The organism is Bradyrhizobium sp. USDA 3364 (assembly GCF_054056355.1).
Genome location: NZ_JBSRYG010000002.1, coordinates 6950486 through 6965370 on the forward strand (window position 1 = coordinate 6950486; position 14885 = coordinate 6965370).

Below are 14885 nucleotides of genomic sequence, written 5' to 3' on the forward strand. Positions count from 1 at the left end.
ATTCGGCCAAATCACAGAGGAAACCCGGATCGGGCTATTTCGCCCTTGTTCTGTGGACGGTTAGCGGCATTTTATCTCATGCCGTCAGAGCTGGCATAATGGCGTCGGTCGGCGCGGCGATGCTTGCCGCGATGTCGGGCGAAGCTTGTTCCCAGGAACAAGCGACCGTGCCGACCGCCGAAAGGTGCCTTGCGGCAAATCCGAACCTCTCGCTGGGCGCACGCTTGCCCCGCACGGCTGCCCGTCTGAAGTCCAATCAGCCGCTGACGATCGTAGCCGTCGGCTCATCCTCGACCGTCGGCCTCTGGGTGCTCACATCGGCGGCGACATATCCCGAGGTGATGCGCCGAGAGCTCATGAGGTTGAGATCGAACGCGACCATCAATGTCATCAACAGCGGTCGGGTCGGCGACACGGTCGGGGCCAACGTCGCGCGGTTCGAGCGCGACGTTCTCGCCCACAATCCCGATCTCGTCGTATGGCAGCTCGGCACCAATGACGTGGTTTGGGGTGGCCGGCCGGACCAGCATCTCAAGGACATGGTTGTCGACGGCGTCAAGGCGCTCAAGGCCGCGTCGATCGACGTCGTGCTGATGGATCTGCAGTATGCGCCGATGGTGCTCGGTTCAGCTCACTACACGACGGCACAGGCCATCATCGCCGATGTCGCAAGGCAGGAGCGCGTCGGGTTGTTTTCTCGTTTCGTTCTGATGCAGAAATCGATCGACGCCGGCGTCACGCAAGGTGCGCTCGTGTCCTGGGATGGGCTGCACAATACGGCCGAAGGTTATGATTGCATCGGCCGCGCCCTTGCCCGGGCGATAGCGAACAGTTCCCGCTAGCACGATAGAGGGCGCGGGCAGGTCGTGGCGTGCGCGGGTCAGAAGCCCGCGACGCTGCCGTGCAGGTCGTATTGGTCGGAGCGCTCGATCTTGGCGGTGACGATCTCGCCGACCTTGAGCGGGCGCCGGCTGGTGAGGTAGACGGCGCCGTCGATGTCAGGCGCATCGGCCTTTGACCGGCCCTTCGCCACCGTCGGACCGACCTCGTCGATGATCACCTGCTGGCGGGTGCCGACCTTGCGCTTGAGGCGTCGCGCCGAGATCTTCTGCTGTCGCGCCATCAGCGCATTCCAGCGCTCCTGCTTGACCTCGTCGGGCACGGCATTGGGAATCGCGTTCGACGCGGCGCCGGCGACCGGCTCGTACTTGAAGCAGCCGAGACGGTCGATCCCGGCTTCATCGAGCCAGTCGAGCAGATAGGCGAAATCGGCATCGGTCTCGCCGGGGAAGCCGACGATGAAGGTCGAGCGCAGCGTCAGCTCCGGGCACGCTTCACGCCATTTCTGGATGCGTGCCAGCGTCTTCTCCTGCGCGGCCGGGCGCTTCATCGCGCGCAGCACGTCCGGGCTCGCATGCTGGAACGGGATGTCGAGATAGGGCAGCACCTTGCCCTCGGTCATCAGGCCGATGACCTCGTCGACATGCGGATAGGGGTAGACATACTGCAGCCGCACCCAGGCGCCGAGCTCGCCGAGCTCCTTGGCGAGGTCGAAGAACTTGGCGCGCACGCTGCGGTCCTGCCACGGGCTCTCGGCATATTTCAGGTCGACGCCGTAAGCCGAGGTGTCCTGCGAGATGACCAGCAATTCCTTGACGCCGGCCTTCACCAGTCTCTCGGCCTCCCGCAGCACGTCATTGGCCGGCCGGGACACCAAATCGCCGCGTAGCTTCGGGATGATGCAGAAGCTGCAGCGGTTGTTGCAGCCTTCGGAGATCTTCAGATAGGCATAGTGGCGCGGCGTCAGCTTGACGCCCTGCGGCGGCACCAGGTCGATATGCGGATTGTGCGCCGGCGGCAACGCGCGGTGCACGGCGTCCAGCACGCTCTCATATTGCTGCGGCCCGGTGATCGAGAGCACGCCGGGATAGGCGCTCTCGATCTGCTCCGGTTCGGCGCCCATGCAGCCGGTAACGATGACCTTGCCGTTCTCGGCCATCGCCTCGCCGATCGCGGCGAGCGATTCCTGCTTGGCGCTGTCGAGGAAGCCGCAGGTGTTGACGATGACGATGTCGGCGCCGTCATGCTTGCGCGCCAGCTCATAGCCCTCCGCGCGCAGCCGGGTGATGATGCGCTCGGAATCGACCAGCGCCTTGGGGCAACCCAAGGACACAAAGCTCACTTTCGGCGCGGCGGCCTCTTGCATATCTTCCCAAATCTGCCTGATTGATGGGCAGGAGCTAGTCCCAATTGCCGAGAATTACAACCCTTTCCGAGCGCTCCCGGCGTGATATGGATGCATCTTGCCGGGCCTTAAGAGTTGTCGATGAGCGCTGAATCGTCTCCCAAGATCGTCATTGTCGACGAGAGCCCGATCCGTGCGGCCATCCTGGAGGAGGGACTGCGGGAGGCCGGCTATACCGACGTTGCCCATATCAGCGAGATGCAGAGCCTGCTCTCGCGGATCTATGCGCTCGATCCCGAGATCATCGTCATCGACCTCGAGAACCCCAGCCGCGACGTGCTGGAACAAATGTTCCAGGTCAGCCGCGCGGTGCGCCGGCCGATCGCGATGTTCGTCGACCAGAGCGACGCCGCCTCGATCCAGGCCTCGGTGGAGGCGGGCGTCTCGGCCTACATCGTCGACGGCCTCAAGAAGGAGCGCATTAAACCGATCCTGGATCTCTGCGTGTCGCGCTTCAATGCCTTCGCCAAGCTGCAGGACGAGCTCGACCGCACCAAGCATGCGCTGGAGGAGCGCAAGGTGATCGACCGTGCCAAGGGCATCCTGATGAAGGTGAAGGGGCTGACCGAGGAGGAGGCCTACGTGCTGATGCGTTCGACCGCGATGCGAGAGAAGAAGAAGATCGGCGAGATCGCGCAATCGATCCTGACGGCATCGGAGCTCCTGAAATGACCACACCGTTGCGCATCGGGTTCATTCCGCTGGTCGACGCCGCCGCATTGATCGTCGCCGCAGACAAGGGCTTTGCCGCGGCTGAGGGCCTCGGCGTCACGCTGGTCCGTGAAGTGTCGTGGTCGAACGTCCGCGACAAGCTCAATATCGGCCTGTTCGACGCGGCCCACCTGCTGGCGCCGGTCGCGATCGCCTCACACCTCGGGCTCGGCCACGTCAAGGTGCCGATCGCGGCGCCCTTCAACCTCGGGCTCAACGGCAACGCCATCACGGTATCGCCCGCGCTGCACGCCGCGCTGATGGAGGAGGTCGACGGCGACCGCTTCGATCCGATGGTCACCTCGCACGCGCTCGCCCGTGTGGTCGCCAAACGGCGGAAGAGCGGGGCGGAGCCGCTCACCTTCGGCATGACCTTCCCGTTCTCGACCCACAATTATCAATTGCGGTTCTGGATGGCTGCAGGCGGTGTCGATCCCGACGAGGACGTCCAGCTCGTGGTGCTGCCGCCGCCCTACATGGTCGACAGTCTCGCCAACGGGCATGTCGACGCGTTCTGTGTCGGAGCGCCCTGGAATTCGATCGCGGTCGATCTCGGCATCGGCCACATCCTGCATTTCGTCTCCGACATCCTGCTCAGCGCGGTGGAAAAGGTGCTCGCCGTACGCCAGACCTGGTCGGAGAAGCATCCCGAAACCGTGGCCGCGCTGGTGCGCGCACATCTGCGCGCCGCGGAGTTCATCGAGCAGCCCGAGAACCGGGGCGAGGTCGCGCGCATCCTCAGCTCACCCGAACGGCTCGGCGTCGATGCCGGCGTCATCCAGCGCACGCTCGACGGCCGGCTGAAGATCTCGCCCGACGGCGCCATGCGCGAAAGCGATCGCTATTTGCTGGTCGGACGCGAAGCGGCCGCGCGACCGGACCCGGGGCAGGCGGCCTGGCTCTACGCCCAGATGGTTCGCTGGGGCCAGACGCCGTACCGGCCGGAGGCGCTGAAGGCCGCCATGGCCGTGTTCCGGCCCGACCTCTACGACGCCGCGTCAGGGCATCCGCCTGGTGCCTCCAACGCCATCGGCGCGTTCGCCGGTCCGCCGTTCGATCCGAGCGACGTTCCGGGCCACCTTGCGGCATTCAAGATCGGGCGCTGGAAGCCCTGAATGCGACGCACCGGCCGCCGCCGGCTCCTTTGCATGGGGTTGTTTTCGAGATTTTCGATTGTTGCGGGACCGGCGCGGGTTCCCGACGCCTCGAATTGCAACGAATAAGATTCTCGGCCCCGTGCCTGAGAAGGAATATTCCTCTCGGAACCGAGTTCCCGGAGGCGGCGGCATCACTATTTTTGCTGCCCGCTTGAAACTGCGCGCCAACGATATTCCATATGGCCAAGAATGGGGCGTTGGAGATCGACCATGCGCGAGCTATCGGCGGAAGCCCGCCTGCACCTTTATGCGCGACAAATTTCAAGGAAATCCGGGACCGGAATTCAGACTGCGGCGCTCTACAGCGCCTTTGCAGTGATCGCGGCCATCGTGTTCGGCACGCTGTCCGTCCACCCGTTCTGACGTCTTCAGAAAATTCAAAAGCCGCCGTCTGATGTCCTCAGGCGGCGGCTTTGTGTTGGCTGGATGCTGACGGCTCAGTAGCCGTAACCGTATCCATAGCTGTAACCGCCGCCGCAGGTGTTGCAGGTCGGCTGGACCGGCGCGTAGTAGGAATAGCCCGGCGAGACCATTTGGGTACGCGCCTGCGTCGCGAATTGCGGCGGGATGCGCTCATAGGCGACGCCTTCGGGCGCGACCATCACGGTCCTCGGCACCATCACGGTGCGATACTGCGCCGGCGTGCGATGCGCGACGACGCGGCCCGGCGACACCATCACGGTTTCCTGCACCGTGCGATATTGCGGCGGCACAGTCTGCACCTGATAGCAGGTCGTGCAGGGCTGGGGCGGCGGCGCATAGCAGCCGTAGCAGCCGGCGGATGCCGCGCTGGTGAGGGCGGTCGTGGCAACCGCTGCAATTGCGAGGGAGAGGCTGGTGCGGAACATGCTTTCGTACCCAATTTCCTGAGAGGATAATCAAAGGCTCGGAAGCTGCACCTAGCAATCAAACGGCAAGTTTGGGTTTAAGAAGACTCTTAACGGAATCTAAAGGGGCGGCGCGATCGCCGGCCCTTCCGAATCGATGTGTTCGCGGCTCAATGCGCGGTCTTGAACGGCGCAACGGTGATGCCCGCCTGCTTCAGCGCTGCGCGCAGATCGCGCGCAATCTCCACGGCGCCATGGGTGTCGCCGTGGATGCAAACGGTATCGGTCTGCATCTTGATCACCTTGCCGGTGACCGAGACGACCGCGCCATCCTGCACCATCCGCACCACGCGCTCGGCGATCGCCTTGGGATCGTGCAGCACCGCGCCGGGCTTCTTGCGCGACACCAGATTGCCGTCGTCCTCATAGGCGCGGTCGGCGAACACTTCATGCGCCATCCGCAGATTGGCGGCTTCGCCGGCGCGCACCAGCTTCGAGTTGGCGAGCACCACAAAGACTAGGGTTGGATCGACGGCCTTGATCGCATTGGCGATCGCCCGCGCCGTCATGTCGTCCTCGCAGGCGACGTTGGAGATCGCGCCATGGGCCTTCACATGGGTCACCTTGTGGCCGGCCGCGGTCGCGATCGCCTGCAACGCGCCGATCTGGTAGGCGATCAGGTTCTCGATCTCTGAAGAAGTGAGCCCCGGCATCGGGCGGCGGCCAAAGCCGTGCAGGTCGCGATAACCCGGATGCGCGCCGACGCTGACGCCGCGCGCCTTCGCGAGCTCGACCGTCTTGCGCATGATGTCGGCATCGCCGGCATGGAAGCCGCAGGCGACGTTGACCGAGGTCGCAAGCTCGATCATCGCCGCGTCATTGCCCATTTCCCAGGGGCCGAAGCTTTCGCCGAGATCGCAATTGAGGTCGATGGTTGAGGTCATGACGATCGATCCGTTTGTTGTTGCTGTTGGCTCTCTTGATTGCCCATCATCTTATCTCGTAGAGCATCGTCGTATCGGAAAACCGCTTCGCACTTTTCCCGACGATGCTCTAGGGTACCGCAACCTGCCAGGTCGTCACATCGACGGCGCTGACGGCCTGACCCGCGACATTCGCATCCCGCAGCGCCTCGATGTTGAGGCCGAAATCCTCGATGCCGCGGAGGCGGTCGGGCAGGGAATGCAGCAGCGCGTGGAACTTGATCGCCTCGGCCTGCGCTTCCGCCATCGTCGCCGCCTTGAAGCGGAACGGCCGGCCGGCGGAGATCTGCGCGAAGCGGCCGAAATCGGCCGTGATCACGGTCGCGATCTTCGGATAGCCGCCGCTGGTGCCGCGATCCGGCATCAGCACGATCGGCTGGCCGTTGCCGGGCACCTGGATGCTGCCGTTCACGGTGCCGTCGGAGACGATGTTGTGGCCGTCGAGGTGCTTGATGACAGGCCCTTCGAGGCGGTAGCCCATGCGGTCGCTGGTGGCCGAGATCTTCCACTCGCTGTCGAGGAACAGCTTCTTGTTGTCCTCGGCGAACTCGTCGTCCTGCGGGCCGAATACGATGCGGATCGGCGCATCCGTCGCGGCCGGCAATTCGATGCGGCGCTCGGGTGCGGTTCTGGCGGCCTGCGTCTTCAACTCGTCGCCGCTTTGCAGCGGGCGCGGGTAGGGGCTGCCGAGCCCGGCGCGCGCATTGACGGCGAGGCTGCCGAACATCGGCTCGCCTTCGATGCCGTGCTCGATTGCGAGATAGCTGAACGATCCGCCGCGCGCGAAGCCGAGATTGAGCGTCTCGCCTTCGGCAAGCGTCGCCGAGCTGTCGAACGCGACCGGACGGCCGCCGATATCTGCGCTGCGCGGCGCGCCGGCGAGGCCTATGCGCACGGTGCCGCCGCGCGCGGTGAAGCTGGCGCCGAACGGGCCGATCTCGACGGCCGCGGCGAGCGGCGCGTTGCCGACCAGCGTATTGGCAGCCGCCAGCGAAAGCCGGTCCATCGCACCGCTCGGCACCAAGCCGTAGCGCTGCGAGCCCGGACGCCCGCCATCCTGCACCGAGCTCGCCGGGCCGATCGAGGTAACGACGAGCTTGCTCATGGCGTCACCAGTTCTGCGACGAGCGCGCCGGCCTCGGCGGCGCGGTCCTGTTCGGCAAACGTCTTGGCGTCGACCGCCGTGAAGGTGATGGCGTCGCCGGGCTCCAGCAGGAAGGTGGGATCGCGATGCAATTGATAGGTTCGTACCGGGGTGCGGCCGAGCAGGTGCCAGCCGCTCGGGCCAGCGAGGCACTGCACGCCGGTCTGGATGCCGCCGATCGAGACCGTGCCGGCCGGGGTCAAGAGCCGCGGATCCTTGCGCCGGGGCATGTGCAGGAACTTCTCCAGCCCGCTGAGATAGGACCAGCCCGGCGTGAAGCCGATCATGGCGACGCGATAGTCGCCGGCGACATGGCGAGCGACGATTTCATCTGGCGTGGTTCCGAGCGCCTTTGCGACATCCTCGAGATCGATGCCATGCTCGCCGCCATAGGTGACGGGGATGCGCCAGCGCCGCGTTCCGGTCTCGGACGGCGGCGCCTTTGCGGCGCGCGAAAGCAGCTGCTCGCCGAGCGCGTCGAAGGTGACCTGCATCGGGTCGTAATGCACCAGCAGCGAGCGGTAGGTCGGCACGGTCTCGGTGATGCCGGCGATCGGTTCGGCGGCGATCACGCGGTCGAGCGCAAGCACCCGCCGGTTGGCGGCGTCGTCGATGGTGCGGCTGAATTCCACCGTGATGGCGCTGTCGCCACTCGGCAAAAGGCGGGGAGGACTTAAGGTTTCGGCCATTGGATCAAGCGGACTTGGGTCGCCATCAAGCTAGCGTGTTTCGGCGCCAAACGGAATTCGCTTCGTACAAAAAGATACAGCAACTTCAATAAATTAATCGGCATGCCGGCGATAAGTTTGGATGATCGGAGGATTCTTTCGCAGCCCTTGACGCACGGCCGTTGCCCGGCAACATGCGGCGGTCTTTTCCTCCCATCGGAGCAAGCTTTCCAGATGTCACTGTCCACTGATGCGATCGCAACGCTGTCGCACGTCTCAACCGCCACCATCACCACCGTCCTGCTCAAGAAGGGCCTGCGCAACATCTGGATGCGCGGCACCAAGCCGCTGAAGCCTGGGCAGAAGCGGCTGGTCGGCCCGGCCTTCACGCTGCGCTTCGTGCCGGCGCGCGAGGACCTGGCGACGCCGGAATCCTGGTCGTCGCCGATCTCGACCCGCACCGCGATCGAGGCGATGCCGGCGGGCTGCATCGCCGTGGTCGACGCCATGGGCATCACCGACGCCGGCATTTTCGGCGACATCCTCTGCGCGCGCATGGTCAAGCGCGGCGTGACGGCGCTGATCACCGACGGCGTGGTGCGCGACGTCGAGGGCGTGCTCGGCACCGGCCTGCCGGTCTGGTGCGACGGCTATGCCGCGCCGCCGTCGGTTGCAGGTCTGACCTTCGTCGGCTGGGGCGAACCGATCGGCTGCGGCGGCGTTGCCGTGTTTCCGAACGACGTGGTGGTGGCCGATCAGGACGGCGCGGTGCTGATCCCGCAGGCATTCCTCGACCACGTGCTGGCCGAAGGGCCCGAGCAGGAACGGATGGAAGCCTGGATCGTCAACGAGGTGAACAATGGCGCCCAGCTGCCCGGCCTGTATCCGATGAATGCCGAGACCAAGGCGCGCTACGCCGCAACCAAGAAATAACGTCAAGAGAGGGAGGTAACCCCATGGATATCCACGTTTCCGGCTCGCGGCCGACCCGCCGCGCGCCGAAGGAGAATTTTACCGGCAGCGTGCTGCAGGACCCAATCAACATGGCGCCGGCGCCGGCGCGGCTGAACGCCTCGCGCGTGTCGTTCGAGCCCGGCGCGCGCACCGCCTGGCACACCCATCCGCTCGGACAGACGCTGTACGTGATCTCGGGCATTGGCCGCGTGCAGGCCAAGGGCGGCCCGATCCGGGAAATCCGCCCCGGCGACGTGGTCTGGATTCCGCCGAACGAGAAGCACTGGCACGGCGCCTCGCCTGACAACAGCATGACCCATATCGCCATGCAGGAGGCACTCGACGGCGTGTTCTCGACCTGGATGGAGCACGTCACCGACGAGGAATACAACGGCAAGGTCGGCTGACGCCGCGGCTGCGAGCCAATAAGAAGCCCCGCACGCCGCGGGGCTTTTTTGTGTGTAGCCCGGATGGAGCGAAGCGCAATCCGGGGCAATCTCTCCCGCGGCGAAGATCCCGAATTTCGCTGCGCTTCATCCGGGCTACGTGGTCCGCGTCAATTCACCCGCGTCCAGGTCTGGCCGCCGCAGAACATGCCGCCGAACGCACAGCCCTGGACGCGCAGCGTGTCCGGGCTCTTCATCGCGATGGTGGAATCATAGGTGCTGCCGCTGTTCGGATCGAAGATGCGGCCGCTCCACTTGTCCTTGCCTGGTTTCATGTTGATCAGAACCTGCTCGCCATTGCCGTTCGATTTCTTGTTGACGGCGTAGCCGCAGAGATTGGCGCCGCATTGCTCGATGCGGACCTTGCCTTCCTCTTCTTCAGTGAGCCAGACGCCGAGTGGCGAGTTCGCTGCTTGCACGGGGTTCGCGGCCTGCTTCTGCACGGGAGCGGCGGGAGGCGGTGCGGCGCCGACCGTTGCCGCAGGGGCGGGCTTTGCCTCGGGTGCAGCGCTCTGCTGCACAACTGGCGGCGGCGTCGCCGTCGTAGCCGCAGGCGGCGTAACCGCGACGCTTGGATTGGCAGGCTCTGTCGTTGTCGCCGGCGCTGTCGGGGCAGCAGCCTGATCAGCGGCAGTCGGGGCGGCCGGTGCGCCGGGCGCAGCTTGCGAGTCCGTCTTAGCAGAGCCCGTCTTGGCGTCCTTCGAAGCCGGCTTGCGCTTCTGTTCGGCGTTCTCGCGCCTGTTGCGATGTCCGGTGTTATCGTAGACGCCGGGGATCGAAACCGTTCCGCGATCCGGATCGATGCGGATGGTGCGGCCGCCGTAATCGAACGTGTACTGCGCCTGTGCTGCGGCCGTGCTCGCCAGCACGAGCGTGGCGATGGCCAGAAGCTTTCTCATCATAACCTCCGGTGCAGGGAACCCCGTTCGCAAGGCTAGCTGGTGACCGCCTTGTTGAACGTGTCCCAAATCACGGTCAGAACATGAGTCGTGCCCTTGCGGCTTAGGTTCAAATCACGGATTGCGGTTTGGTTTCAGGCCGTGCCTGTCAATTTATCTGCGCGCGCGTTCGACGCAGGCTATTCGAACCACGCAGCATAGATCTTCGCGTAGCTGCCATCTTCGTGCGTGATGTGAAGCCACTGGTCGACGAACGCCTTCAAGGCGACGTCGCGCTGCATCCAGTAGGCTTTCTCGGCGAAGTCGAACGGCCGGTCGGGATGCACGGCGCAGAGCACGCCGGGGTGCAGCTTCTGCTGATAGCGCGTCTCGGACGCATCGGTCATCATCAGGTCGGCGTCGCCCTTGGCGATCTCGTCGAAGATTTTTGTGTTGTCGTTGAAGACACGGATGTCGGCGGTCTTCACATTGGCCCGCGCGAAACGTTCATTGGTGCCGCCGGGATTGACGATGACGCGGGTGCCGGGCTTGTCGATCTCGGCGAGCGTGTCGTACTTGCGCTTGTCGGCGCAGCGCGCGATCGGCGTCTTGCCCTCGCGCATGATCGGCGTAGAGAACAGGCCCTTCTTCTGCCGGTCGAAGGTGATGGAGATGCCGCCCATCGCGATGTCGAAATCGTCGGCCTCGAAATCTTTCATCATCTGCGGCCACGAGGTCGGCACGAACTCGACCTTGACGCCGAGCGCCTTGCCGAGCGACTGCGCCATGTCGACGTCGAAACCGCGGAACGTTTTCGTCTCCTTGTCGAGTGCGGTGAAGGGCAGGTAGTCGCCGGTCATGCCGACGCGCAGCGTGCCGCGCTTGACGATCTCGTCGAGCCGGGACGGTGCTGACTGCGCATGCGCGGCGGACAGAAGCAAAGCGAGAGCGAGGCCGGCCAGCGCGCGAAACATTCGATTTCTCCGTCAATCCCGGTGACATGTCGTTGCGGAGCGTTTAGACCAGATGGAACGATCGAGCCAGCATGGCGGGCGCAAAAGTGACCATCTCGCTCCACGAAGCATCTGTCGGCGTCTATGTGCCGTATCTGCGCAATCTGTCCGCGTTGCTCGATCATGCGGAGGCCCACGCGAGAGCTCGCAAGATCGATCCTGACGTGCTGCTCGGAATACGGCTCGCTCCGAACATGTACAGCCTGCGCCAGCAGGTCGGTGAAGCGAACCGGCATGTCGTGCTGAGCTGTGCCTTGCTGGCGGGATGCGCGCCGCTGGCGTTCGCGGTGGCAGAGCCCGGCATTGCCGAACTGAAGGCGCGGATTGCCGCCACGATCGACTTTGCGCAGGGCCTGCCGCAAGCCGTGATCGACGCGGCCAGCGACAAGGATGTCGTCTTCACCTTTCGGAGCGGCGCAACCAGGCCATTCACCGGCAAGTCGCTGATCCTGACCTTCAGCGTTCCGCAGTTCTTCTTCCATGTCGCAACGGCCTACGACATCCTGCGTCACGCCGGCGTCGATCTCGCCAAGAAGGATTTTCTGGGACCGCCTCGGCCGCCACAGGGCTAGGCCTCGTCGCCGTCCTTGGCCGCCTCAATCGCGGTCGCCGCGCGGCTGAGCATCTCGTGCTTGAAATGCTCGAAGCGTTGCCGCGCCTCGGCCTCGCGCGCATCGACGAATTTGATCGCTGCGTCGCCGTCCATGGGGCCGCTGACGAGCGGGGTCGATCCCTCACCGACGGTCTCGTCGACATAGTATTGGGCGCCGTCCTGGCGCACCGTCCAGCGGAAGCGAAGCGCAGCCATTGGACCCGGGCCGGACTTGGAGTAGCCGTTAGCCTCGACCAGTTGAGGTGGCTGAGCGGGCTCCGGCTCGCTCGGTTCAGGCTCAACCGGTTCGGCTTCGATTGGCTCAGGCTCTTCGATCGGAGGCGGTTCGACCGCCGCCGGCTCGGCGGGCGCGCTCTCGACAGACACGGCTTCGATGGACGCGACTGTGGCGGAAAGAGGCAGGGGCGGTGGCATCGCTATCGAGACCGGCGGCGCCTCGACGTCCTCAGATGCCTTGTCTGCGGGCTTGTCGGATGACTTGTCCGTCTCCGAAGACTTATCCTTCTCGGAAGACTTGGCCGTATCGGGAGGTGTCGTCGTCTGATCGAGAATGCTCGCGATCGCGGCAAGCGCATTGTCGGTCGGGTCACTCACGGTTCGGTCTCCCAGGCATGACGCCGTCGGAATCGCGCCGACGTCCTTCCTATCTACCTGATCTGACTACCCTTTGTCAGCTACGCGCAAACCGGCGGGCGGCGGTCCTTCCAGGGACGGACCTGCTCGAGCTGGCCGGCCAGGCGGAACAGGCGGCCTTCGTCGCCGAGCTTGGCCGCGAACATCATGCCGAGCGGCAATCCGGCCTTGTTCCAGGCCAGCGGCACCGACATTGCCGGCTGGCCGGACATGTTGAACATCGAGGTGCCCGGCATGTAGCGGCGCAGCACCGGCGCGATATGGCTGAGGTCCTCCGACATCGTGTTCAACTCGCCCAGACGAAGCGGCGGCGCGCACAGCGTCGGGCTGAGAAAGATGTCGCAGCCTTCGAAGAAGGTCGCGAGCGCGCGCGAGATCTGGAACGCCGCAAGCTGCGCGGCGACATAGTCGGCCGGGTTCATCTTGGCCGAGTTCTGGCCGCTGGCGAGCGTCAACCGTTCGACATCGTCCGAAGTCAGCGTGCGCCCGACGCGCTGCTCGAGCGTACGGATCGTCAGCGCGGTGTTACCGCCGACGATCGTTGTCATGACCGCGGCGGGATCGGCGGCAAGCGGCGGCGCGCGTTCCTCGACGTGATGGCCGAGGCTAGCCAGCAGCCTGGCAACGTCGCGGACTGCTTCCGCGATCTCGGGATCGATCGCATCGCCATAGGGCGACTTGTCGGTGAAGCTGATGCGCAGATGACCGGGATCGCGGCCGACCTCCTGGGAAAACGGCCGCTCCGGCGGCGGCGCGACGTAGAGGCTCGACGGCTCCGGACCATGGATCGCATCCATCATGACCGCGCTGTCGCGGACGCTGATGCTCAGCACGTGGCCGACGGAGAAACCGCCCCAGCCTTCTCCGCGGTCAGGTCCACAGGGGTTGCGGGCGCGCGTCGGCTTCATGCCGAACACGCCGGAGGCGGACGCCGGAATGCGGATCGAGCCGCCGCCGTCGCTGGCATGCGCGACGGGCAGGACGCGGGCTGCGACCGCGGCACCGGCGCCGCCGGACGAGCCGCCGGAGGAATGATCGAGATTCCAGGGATTGCGGGTCGGGCCGAACAGGCGGGATTCGGTCGTCGGCATCAGGCCGAATTCCGGGCTCGCGCTCTTGCCGAAGATCGCAAGACCGGCGTCGAGGAAGCGCTGGGTCAGCGTGCCATTGTGGTCGGCGACGAAATCCTTCAGCAGGCTGGCGCCCGAGGTGGTGCGGGTGCCCTCGAGCAGATCGAGATCCTTCAGCAGGAACGGCACGCCGGTAAAGGGTCCGTCGGGCAACCCGTTGGCGATCTGGCGCTCGGCATAGTCGTAATGCTTGACGACAACGGCGTTGATCTTCGGGTCGACCGCGGCCGTGCGCGCGATCGCCTCGTCGAGCAGCTCCTTTGGCGTCACGTCCTTGTTGCGGACGAGCTCGGCGAGACCGACCGCATCGTAATTGCCGAATTCCTTGAAGGCCATGTGCATGCTCCGCATCGCCGGGCCGACCTCGCAAGGTCGGCCGCGGCGCGACTAGAGCACGATCCGGAAAAGTGTGACGCGGTTTTTCCGAAAAGCTCGTGCTCAAACGACAAACTCAAGCGCGACGACCTCATCGCGCTTTTGGGAAGGCTGAAGCTCAGCCGAGAACGTCCTGGTTGATCACGTTCTGGCGCAGCGGATCGCCGTCCAGCACGCTCAGGATATTGCGCGCGGTCTGCTCGCTCATGCGGTCGACGGCCTCGACGGTCACGCCGGCGACATGCGGTGCCATGATCACGTTCGGCAGAGCGTGCAGGGGCTGGCCGACCGGCGGCGGTTCGACCTCGAATACGTCGAGGCCGGCGCCGGCGAGCTTGCCGGACACCAGCGCATCGTGCAGCGCCTTCTCATCGACGATGCCGCCGCGGGCGGTGTTGATGAGATAGGCGGTCGGCTTCATCAGCCTGATCCGCGCCGCGTTGAACAGGCCGACCGTCTCCGAACTCTTCGGGCAGTGGATGGTGACGAAATCCGCCCGCGGCAGCGCCGCTTCGAGGCTCGGCACGGCCTCGCAGCCGGCCGCGGTGATCTCGCTGGCAGGCTTGTAGGGATCGTAGACCAGCACGTTCATTTCCATCGCAAGGCAGCGCTTCGCGGTGCGGGTGCCGATGCGGCCGAAGCCCACGATCAGGACGGTCTTGCCGTAGAGGTCGAACGGCAGCACGCCGAGCCGGCTCGCCCAGGTGCCGTCCTTGACCATCGCATGCATTTCCTGCGCGCGCTTGGCCAGCGTCAGCATCATGAACAGGGCTTGTTCGGCAACCGACGGTGAGTTCGCGGTGCCTGCGACCATAAGCGGCACCTTGCGGCGGGACAGCGCCGGCACGTCGACGGCGTCATAACCGACGCCGATCCGGGTCACCACCAGCATGTCCTTGGATGCTTCCAGCTCCGCCTCGCCGAAACGGGTCGCGCCGAGCGCCACGCCATGGACCGGCGCATGCTGTGCCAGCATCGCCTGGAAGTCCGTGGCCGAGATCAGGTTGGGAAATTCGATGAGTTCGACGTCGTCCCGCTCGTTGAGGAGTGCCCGTGCTCCCGGAGACAGAGTCTGGGTGACGAAAATCTTCTTCTTGTTGGTGGCCAT

Annotated in this window: 17 protein-coding genes; 7 read left to right on the forward strand and 10 right to left on the reverse strand. The window is 65.1% G+C overall.

The window, feature by feature from the left end; translation table 11 throughout:
* The first annotated feature begins 98 nt into the window (after positions 1-98).
* Positions 99-842: an SGNH/GDSL hydrolase family protein gene (locus ACVILL_RS32590; RefSeq protein WP_456732797.1), complete on the forward strand. Its 744-nt coding sequence runs from the start codon at positions 99-101 to the stop codon at positions 840-842.
* 38 nt (positions 843-880) lie between these two features.
* Here the strand turns inward: ACVILL_RS32590 and rimO are convergent, their stop codons facing one another.
* Positions 881-2206, reverse strand: coding sequence for a 30S ribosomal protein S12 methylthiotransferase RimO (gene rimO / locus ACVILL_RS32595; protein ID WP_456732798.1), 1326 nt, complete (start codon positions 2204-2206; stop codon positions 881-883).
* A 120-nt stretch (positions 2207-2326) separates the two neighbouring features.
* Between rimO and ACVILL_RS32600 the strand changes: the two genes are divergently transcribed.
* From ACVILL_RS32600 to ACVILL_RS32610, 3 genes are all read left to right on the forward strand, one after another.
* Positions 2327-2917: an ANTAR domain-containing response regulator gene (locus ACVILL_RS32600; RefSeq protein ID WP_456732799.1), complete on the forward strand. Its 591-nt coding sequence runs from the start codon at positions 2327-2329 to the stop codon at positions 2915-2917.
* Entirely contained in the window at positions 2914-4071 is a 1158-nt protein-coding gene (locus tag ACVILL_RS32605) for a CmpA/NrtA family ABC transporter substrate-binding protein (protein ID WP_456732800.1), read from the forward strand. Before ACVILL_RS32600 ends, ACVILL_RS32605 begins: the two co-directional genes overlap by 4 nt.
* Positions 4072-4323: 252 nt before the next feature.
* Positions 4324-4476 carry a hypothetical protein gene (locus ACVILL_RS32610; RefSeq protein ID WP_456732801.1) on the forward strand — a complete coding sequence of 51 codons (153 nt, stop codon included), beginning with the start codon at positions 4324-4326 and terminating at the stop codon, positions 4474-4476.
* A gap of 74 nt (positions 4477-4550) precedes the next feature.
* On the opposite strand, the gene ACVILL_RS32615 is transcribed toward ACVILL_RS32610, so the two are convergent.
* The 4 genes from ACVILL_RS32615 to pxpB form a co-directional block, all read right to left on the reverse strand.
* The gene (locus ACVILL_RS32615) at positions 4551-4961 is read right to left on the reverse strand and encodes a hypothetical protein (protein ID WP_456732802.1); all 411 of its coding nucleotides are present in this window, start codon (positions 4959-4961) and stop codon (positions 4551-4553) included.
* Positions 4962-5110: 149 nt separating this feature from the next.
* Positions 5111-5884, reverse strand: coding sequence for a LamB/YcsF family protein (locus ACVILL_RS32620; RefSeq protein ID WP_456732803.1), 774 nt, complete (start codon positions 5882-5884; stop codon positions 5111-5113).
* Between the two features lie 109 nt (positions 5885-5993).
* Entirely contained in the window at positions 5994-7028 is a 1035-nt protein-coding gene (locus tag ACVILL_RS32625; RefSeq protein WP_456732804.1) for a 5-oxoprolinase subunit C family protein, read from the reverse strand.
* Positions 7025-7756, reverse strand: a complete 732-nt coding sequence (gene pxpB / locus ACVILL_RS32630) for a 5-oxoprolinase subunit PxpB (protein WP_456732805.1) — start codon at positions 7754-7756, stop codon at positions 7025-7027. The genes ACVILL_RS32625 and pxpB overlap by 4 nt, the downstream gene beginning before the upstream one ends.
* A 213-nt stretch (positions 7757-7969) precedes the next feature.
* Between pxpB and ACVILL_RS32635 the strand changes: the two genes are divergently transcribed.
* Together ACVILL_RS32635 and ACVILL_RS32640 are read left to right on the forward strand one after the other, a co-directional pair.
* Positions 7970-8668, forward strand: coding sequence for a ribonuclease activity regulator RraA (locus tag ACVILL_RS32635; RefSeq protein ID WP_456732806.1), 699 nt, complete (start codon positions 7970-7972; stop codon positions 8666-8668).
* A gap of 23 nt (positions 8669-8691) precedes the next feature.
* Complete coding sequence (locus tag ACVILL_RS32640; protein WP_456732807.1) at positions 8692-9096, forward strand: (R)-mandelonitrile lyase; 405 nt, start codon at positions 8692-8694, stop codon at positions 9094-9096.
* Between the two features lie 149 nt (positions 9097-9245).
* Here ACVILL_RS32640 and ACVILL_RS32645 read toward each other — a convergent pair whose 3' ends face one another.
* Together ACVILL_RS32645 and ACVILL_RS32650 are read right to left on the reverse strand one after the other, a co-directional pair.
* Positions 9246-10034 carry a DUF2147 domain-containing protein gene (locus ACVILL_RS32645; protein ID WP_456732808.1) on the reverse strand — a complete coding sequence of 263 codons (789 nt, stop codon included), beginning with the start codon at positions 10032-10034 and terminating at the stop codon, positions 9246-9248.
* Positions 10035-10213: 179 nt separating this feature from the next.
* Positions 10214-10987: a transporter substrate-binding domain-containing protein gene (locus tag ACVILL_RS32650; RefSeq protein WP_456732809.1), complete on the reverse strand. Its 774-nt coding sequence runs from the start codon at positions 10985-10987 to the stop codon at positions 10214-10216.
* 71 nt (positions 10988-11058) lie between these two features.
* Here ACVILL_RS32650 and ACVILL_RS32655 point away from each other — a divergent pair, with 71 nt between their 5' ends.
* On the forward strand, positions 11059-11598 hold the full coding sequence (locus ACVILL_RS32655; RefSeq protein ID WP_456732810.1) for a DUF1993 domain-containing protein: 540 nt from the start codon (positions 11059-11061) through the stop codon (positions 11596-11598).
* Here ACVILL_RS32655 and ACVILL_RS32660 read toward each other — a convergent pair.
* The 3 genes from ACVILL_RS32660 to ACVILL_RS32670 form a co-directional block, all read right to left on the reverse strand.
* Positions 11595-12233 carry a hypothetical protein gene (locus tag ACVILL_RS32660; RefSeq protein WP_456732811.1) on the reverse strand — a complete coding sequence of 213 codons (639 nt, stop codon included), beginning with the start codon at positions 12231-12233 and terminating at the stop codon, positions 11595-11597. The genes ACVILL_RS32655 and ACVILL_RS32660 overlap by 4 nt on opposite strands.
* An 80-nt stretch (positions 12234-12313) precedes the next feature.
* The gene (locus ACVILL_RS32665; RefSeq protein WP_456732812.1) at positions 12314-13738 is read right to left on the reverse strand and encodes an amidase; all 1425 of its coding nucleotides are present in this window, start codon (positions 13736-13738) and stop codon (positions 12314-12316) included.
* Between the two features lie 157 nt (positions 13739-13895).
* Entirely contained in the window at positions 13896-14885 is a 990-nt protein-coding gene (locus ACVILL_RS32670) for a hydroxyacid dehydrogenase (protein WP_456732813.1), read from the reverse strand.

What these genes read in the sequence shown, in the direction of transcription:
- ACVILL_RS32590 (WP_456732797.1), top strand. Translation starts at nt 99, where the DNA reads ATGGCGTCGGTCGGCGCGGCGATGCTTGCCGCGATGTCGGGCGAAGCT.
- ACVILL_RS32670 (WP_456732813.1), bottom strand. Translation starts at nt 14,885, where the DNA reads ATGGCCACCAACAAGAAGAAGATTTTCGTCACCCAGACTCTGTCTCCG.
- ACVILL_RS32655 (WP_456732810.1), top strand. Translation starts at nt 11,059, where the DNA reads ATGGCGGGCGCAAAAGTGACCATCTCGCTCCACGAAGCATCTGTCGGC.
- ACVILL_RS32610 (WP_456732801.1), top strand. Translation starts at nt 4,324, where the DNA reads ATGCGCGAGCTATCGGCGGAAGCCCGCCTGCACCTTTATGCGCGACAA.
- ACVILL_RS32605 (WP_456732800.1), top strand. Translation starts at nt 2,914, where the DNA reads ATGACCACACCGTTGCGCATCGGGTTCATTCCGCTGGTCGACGCCGCC.
- ACVILL_RS32640 (WP_456732807.1), top strand. Translation starts at nt 8,692, where the DNA reads ATGGATATCCACGTTTCCGGCTCGCGGCCGACCCGCCGCGCGCCGAAG.
- ACVILL_RS32625 (WP_456732804.1), bottom strand. Translation starts at nt 7,028, where the DNA reads ATGAGCAAGCTCGTCGTTACCTCGATCGGCCCGGCGAGCTCGGTGCAG.
- ACVILL_RS32645 (WP_456732808.1), bottom strand. Translation starts at nt 10,034, where the DNA reads ATGAGAAAGCTTCTGGCCATCGCCACGCTCGTGCTGGCGAGCACGGCC.
- ACVILL_RS32620 (WP_456732803.1), bottom strand. Translation starts at nt 5,884, where the DNA reads ATGACCTCAACCATCGACCTCAATTGCGATCTCGGCGAAAGCTTCGGC.
- pxpB (WP_456732805.1), bottom strand. Translation starts at nt 7,756, where the DNA reads ATGGCCGAAACCTTAAGTCCTCCCCGCCTTTTGCCGAGTGGCGACAGC.
- ACVILL_RS32665 (WP_456732812.1), bottom strand. Translation starts at nt 13,738, where the DNA reads ATGGCCTTCAAGGAATTCGGCAATTACGATGCGGTCGGTCTCGCCGAG.
- ACVILL_RS32600 (WP_456732799.1), top strand. Translation starts at nt 2,327, where the DNA reads ATGAGCGCTGAATCGTCTCCCAAGATCGTCATTGTCGACGAGAGCCCG.
- rimO (WP_456732798.1), bottom strand. Translation starts at nt 2,206, where the DNA reads ATGCAAGAGGCCGCCGCGCCGAAAGTGAGCTTTGTGTCCTTGGGTTGC.
- ACVILL_RS32635 (WP_456732806.1), top strand. Translation starts at nt 7,970, where the DNA reads ATGTCACTGTCCACTGATGCGATCGCAACGCTGTCGCACGTCTCAACC.
- ACVILL_RS32615 (WP_456732802.1), bottom strand. Translation starts at nt 4,961, where the DNA reads ATGTTCCGCACCAGCCTCTCCCTCGCAATTGCAGCGGTTGCCACGACC.
- ACVILL_RS32650 (WP_456732809.1), bottom strand. Translation starts at nt 10,987, where the DNA reads ATGTTTCGCGCGCTGGCCGGCCTCGCTCTCGCTTTGCTTCTGTCCGCC.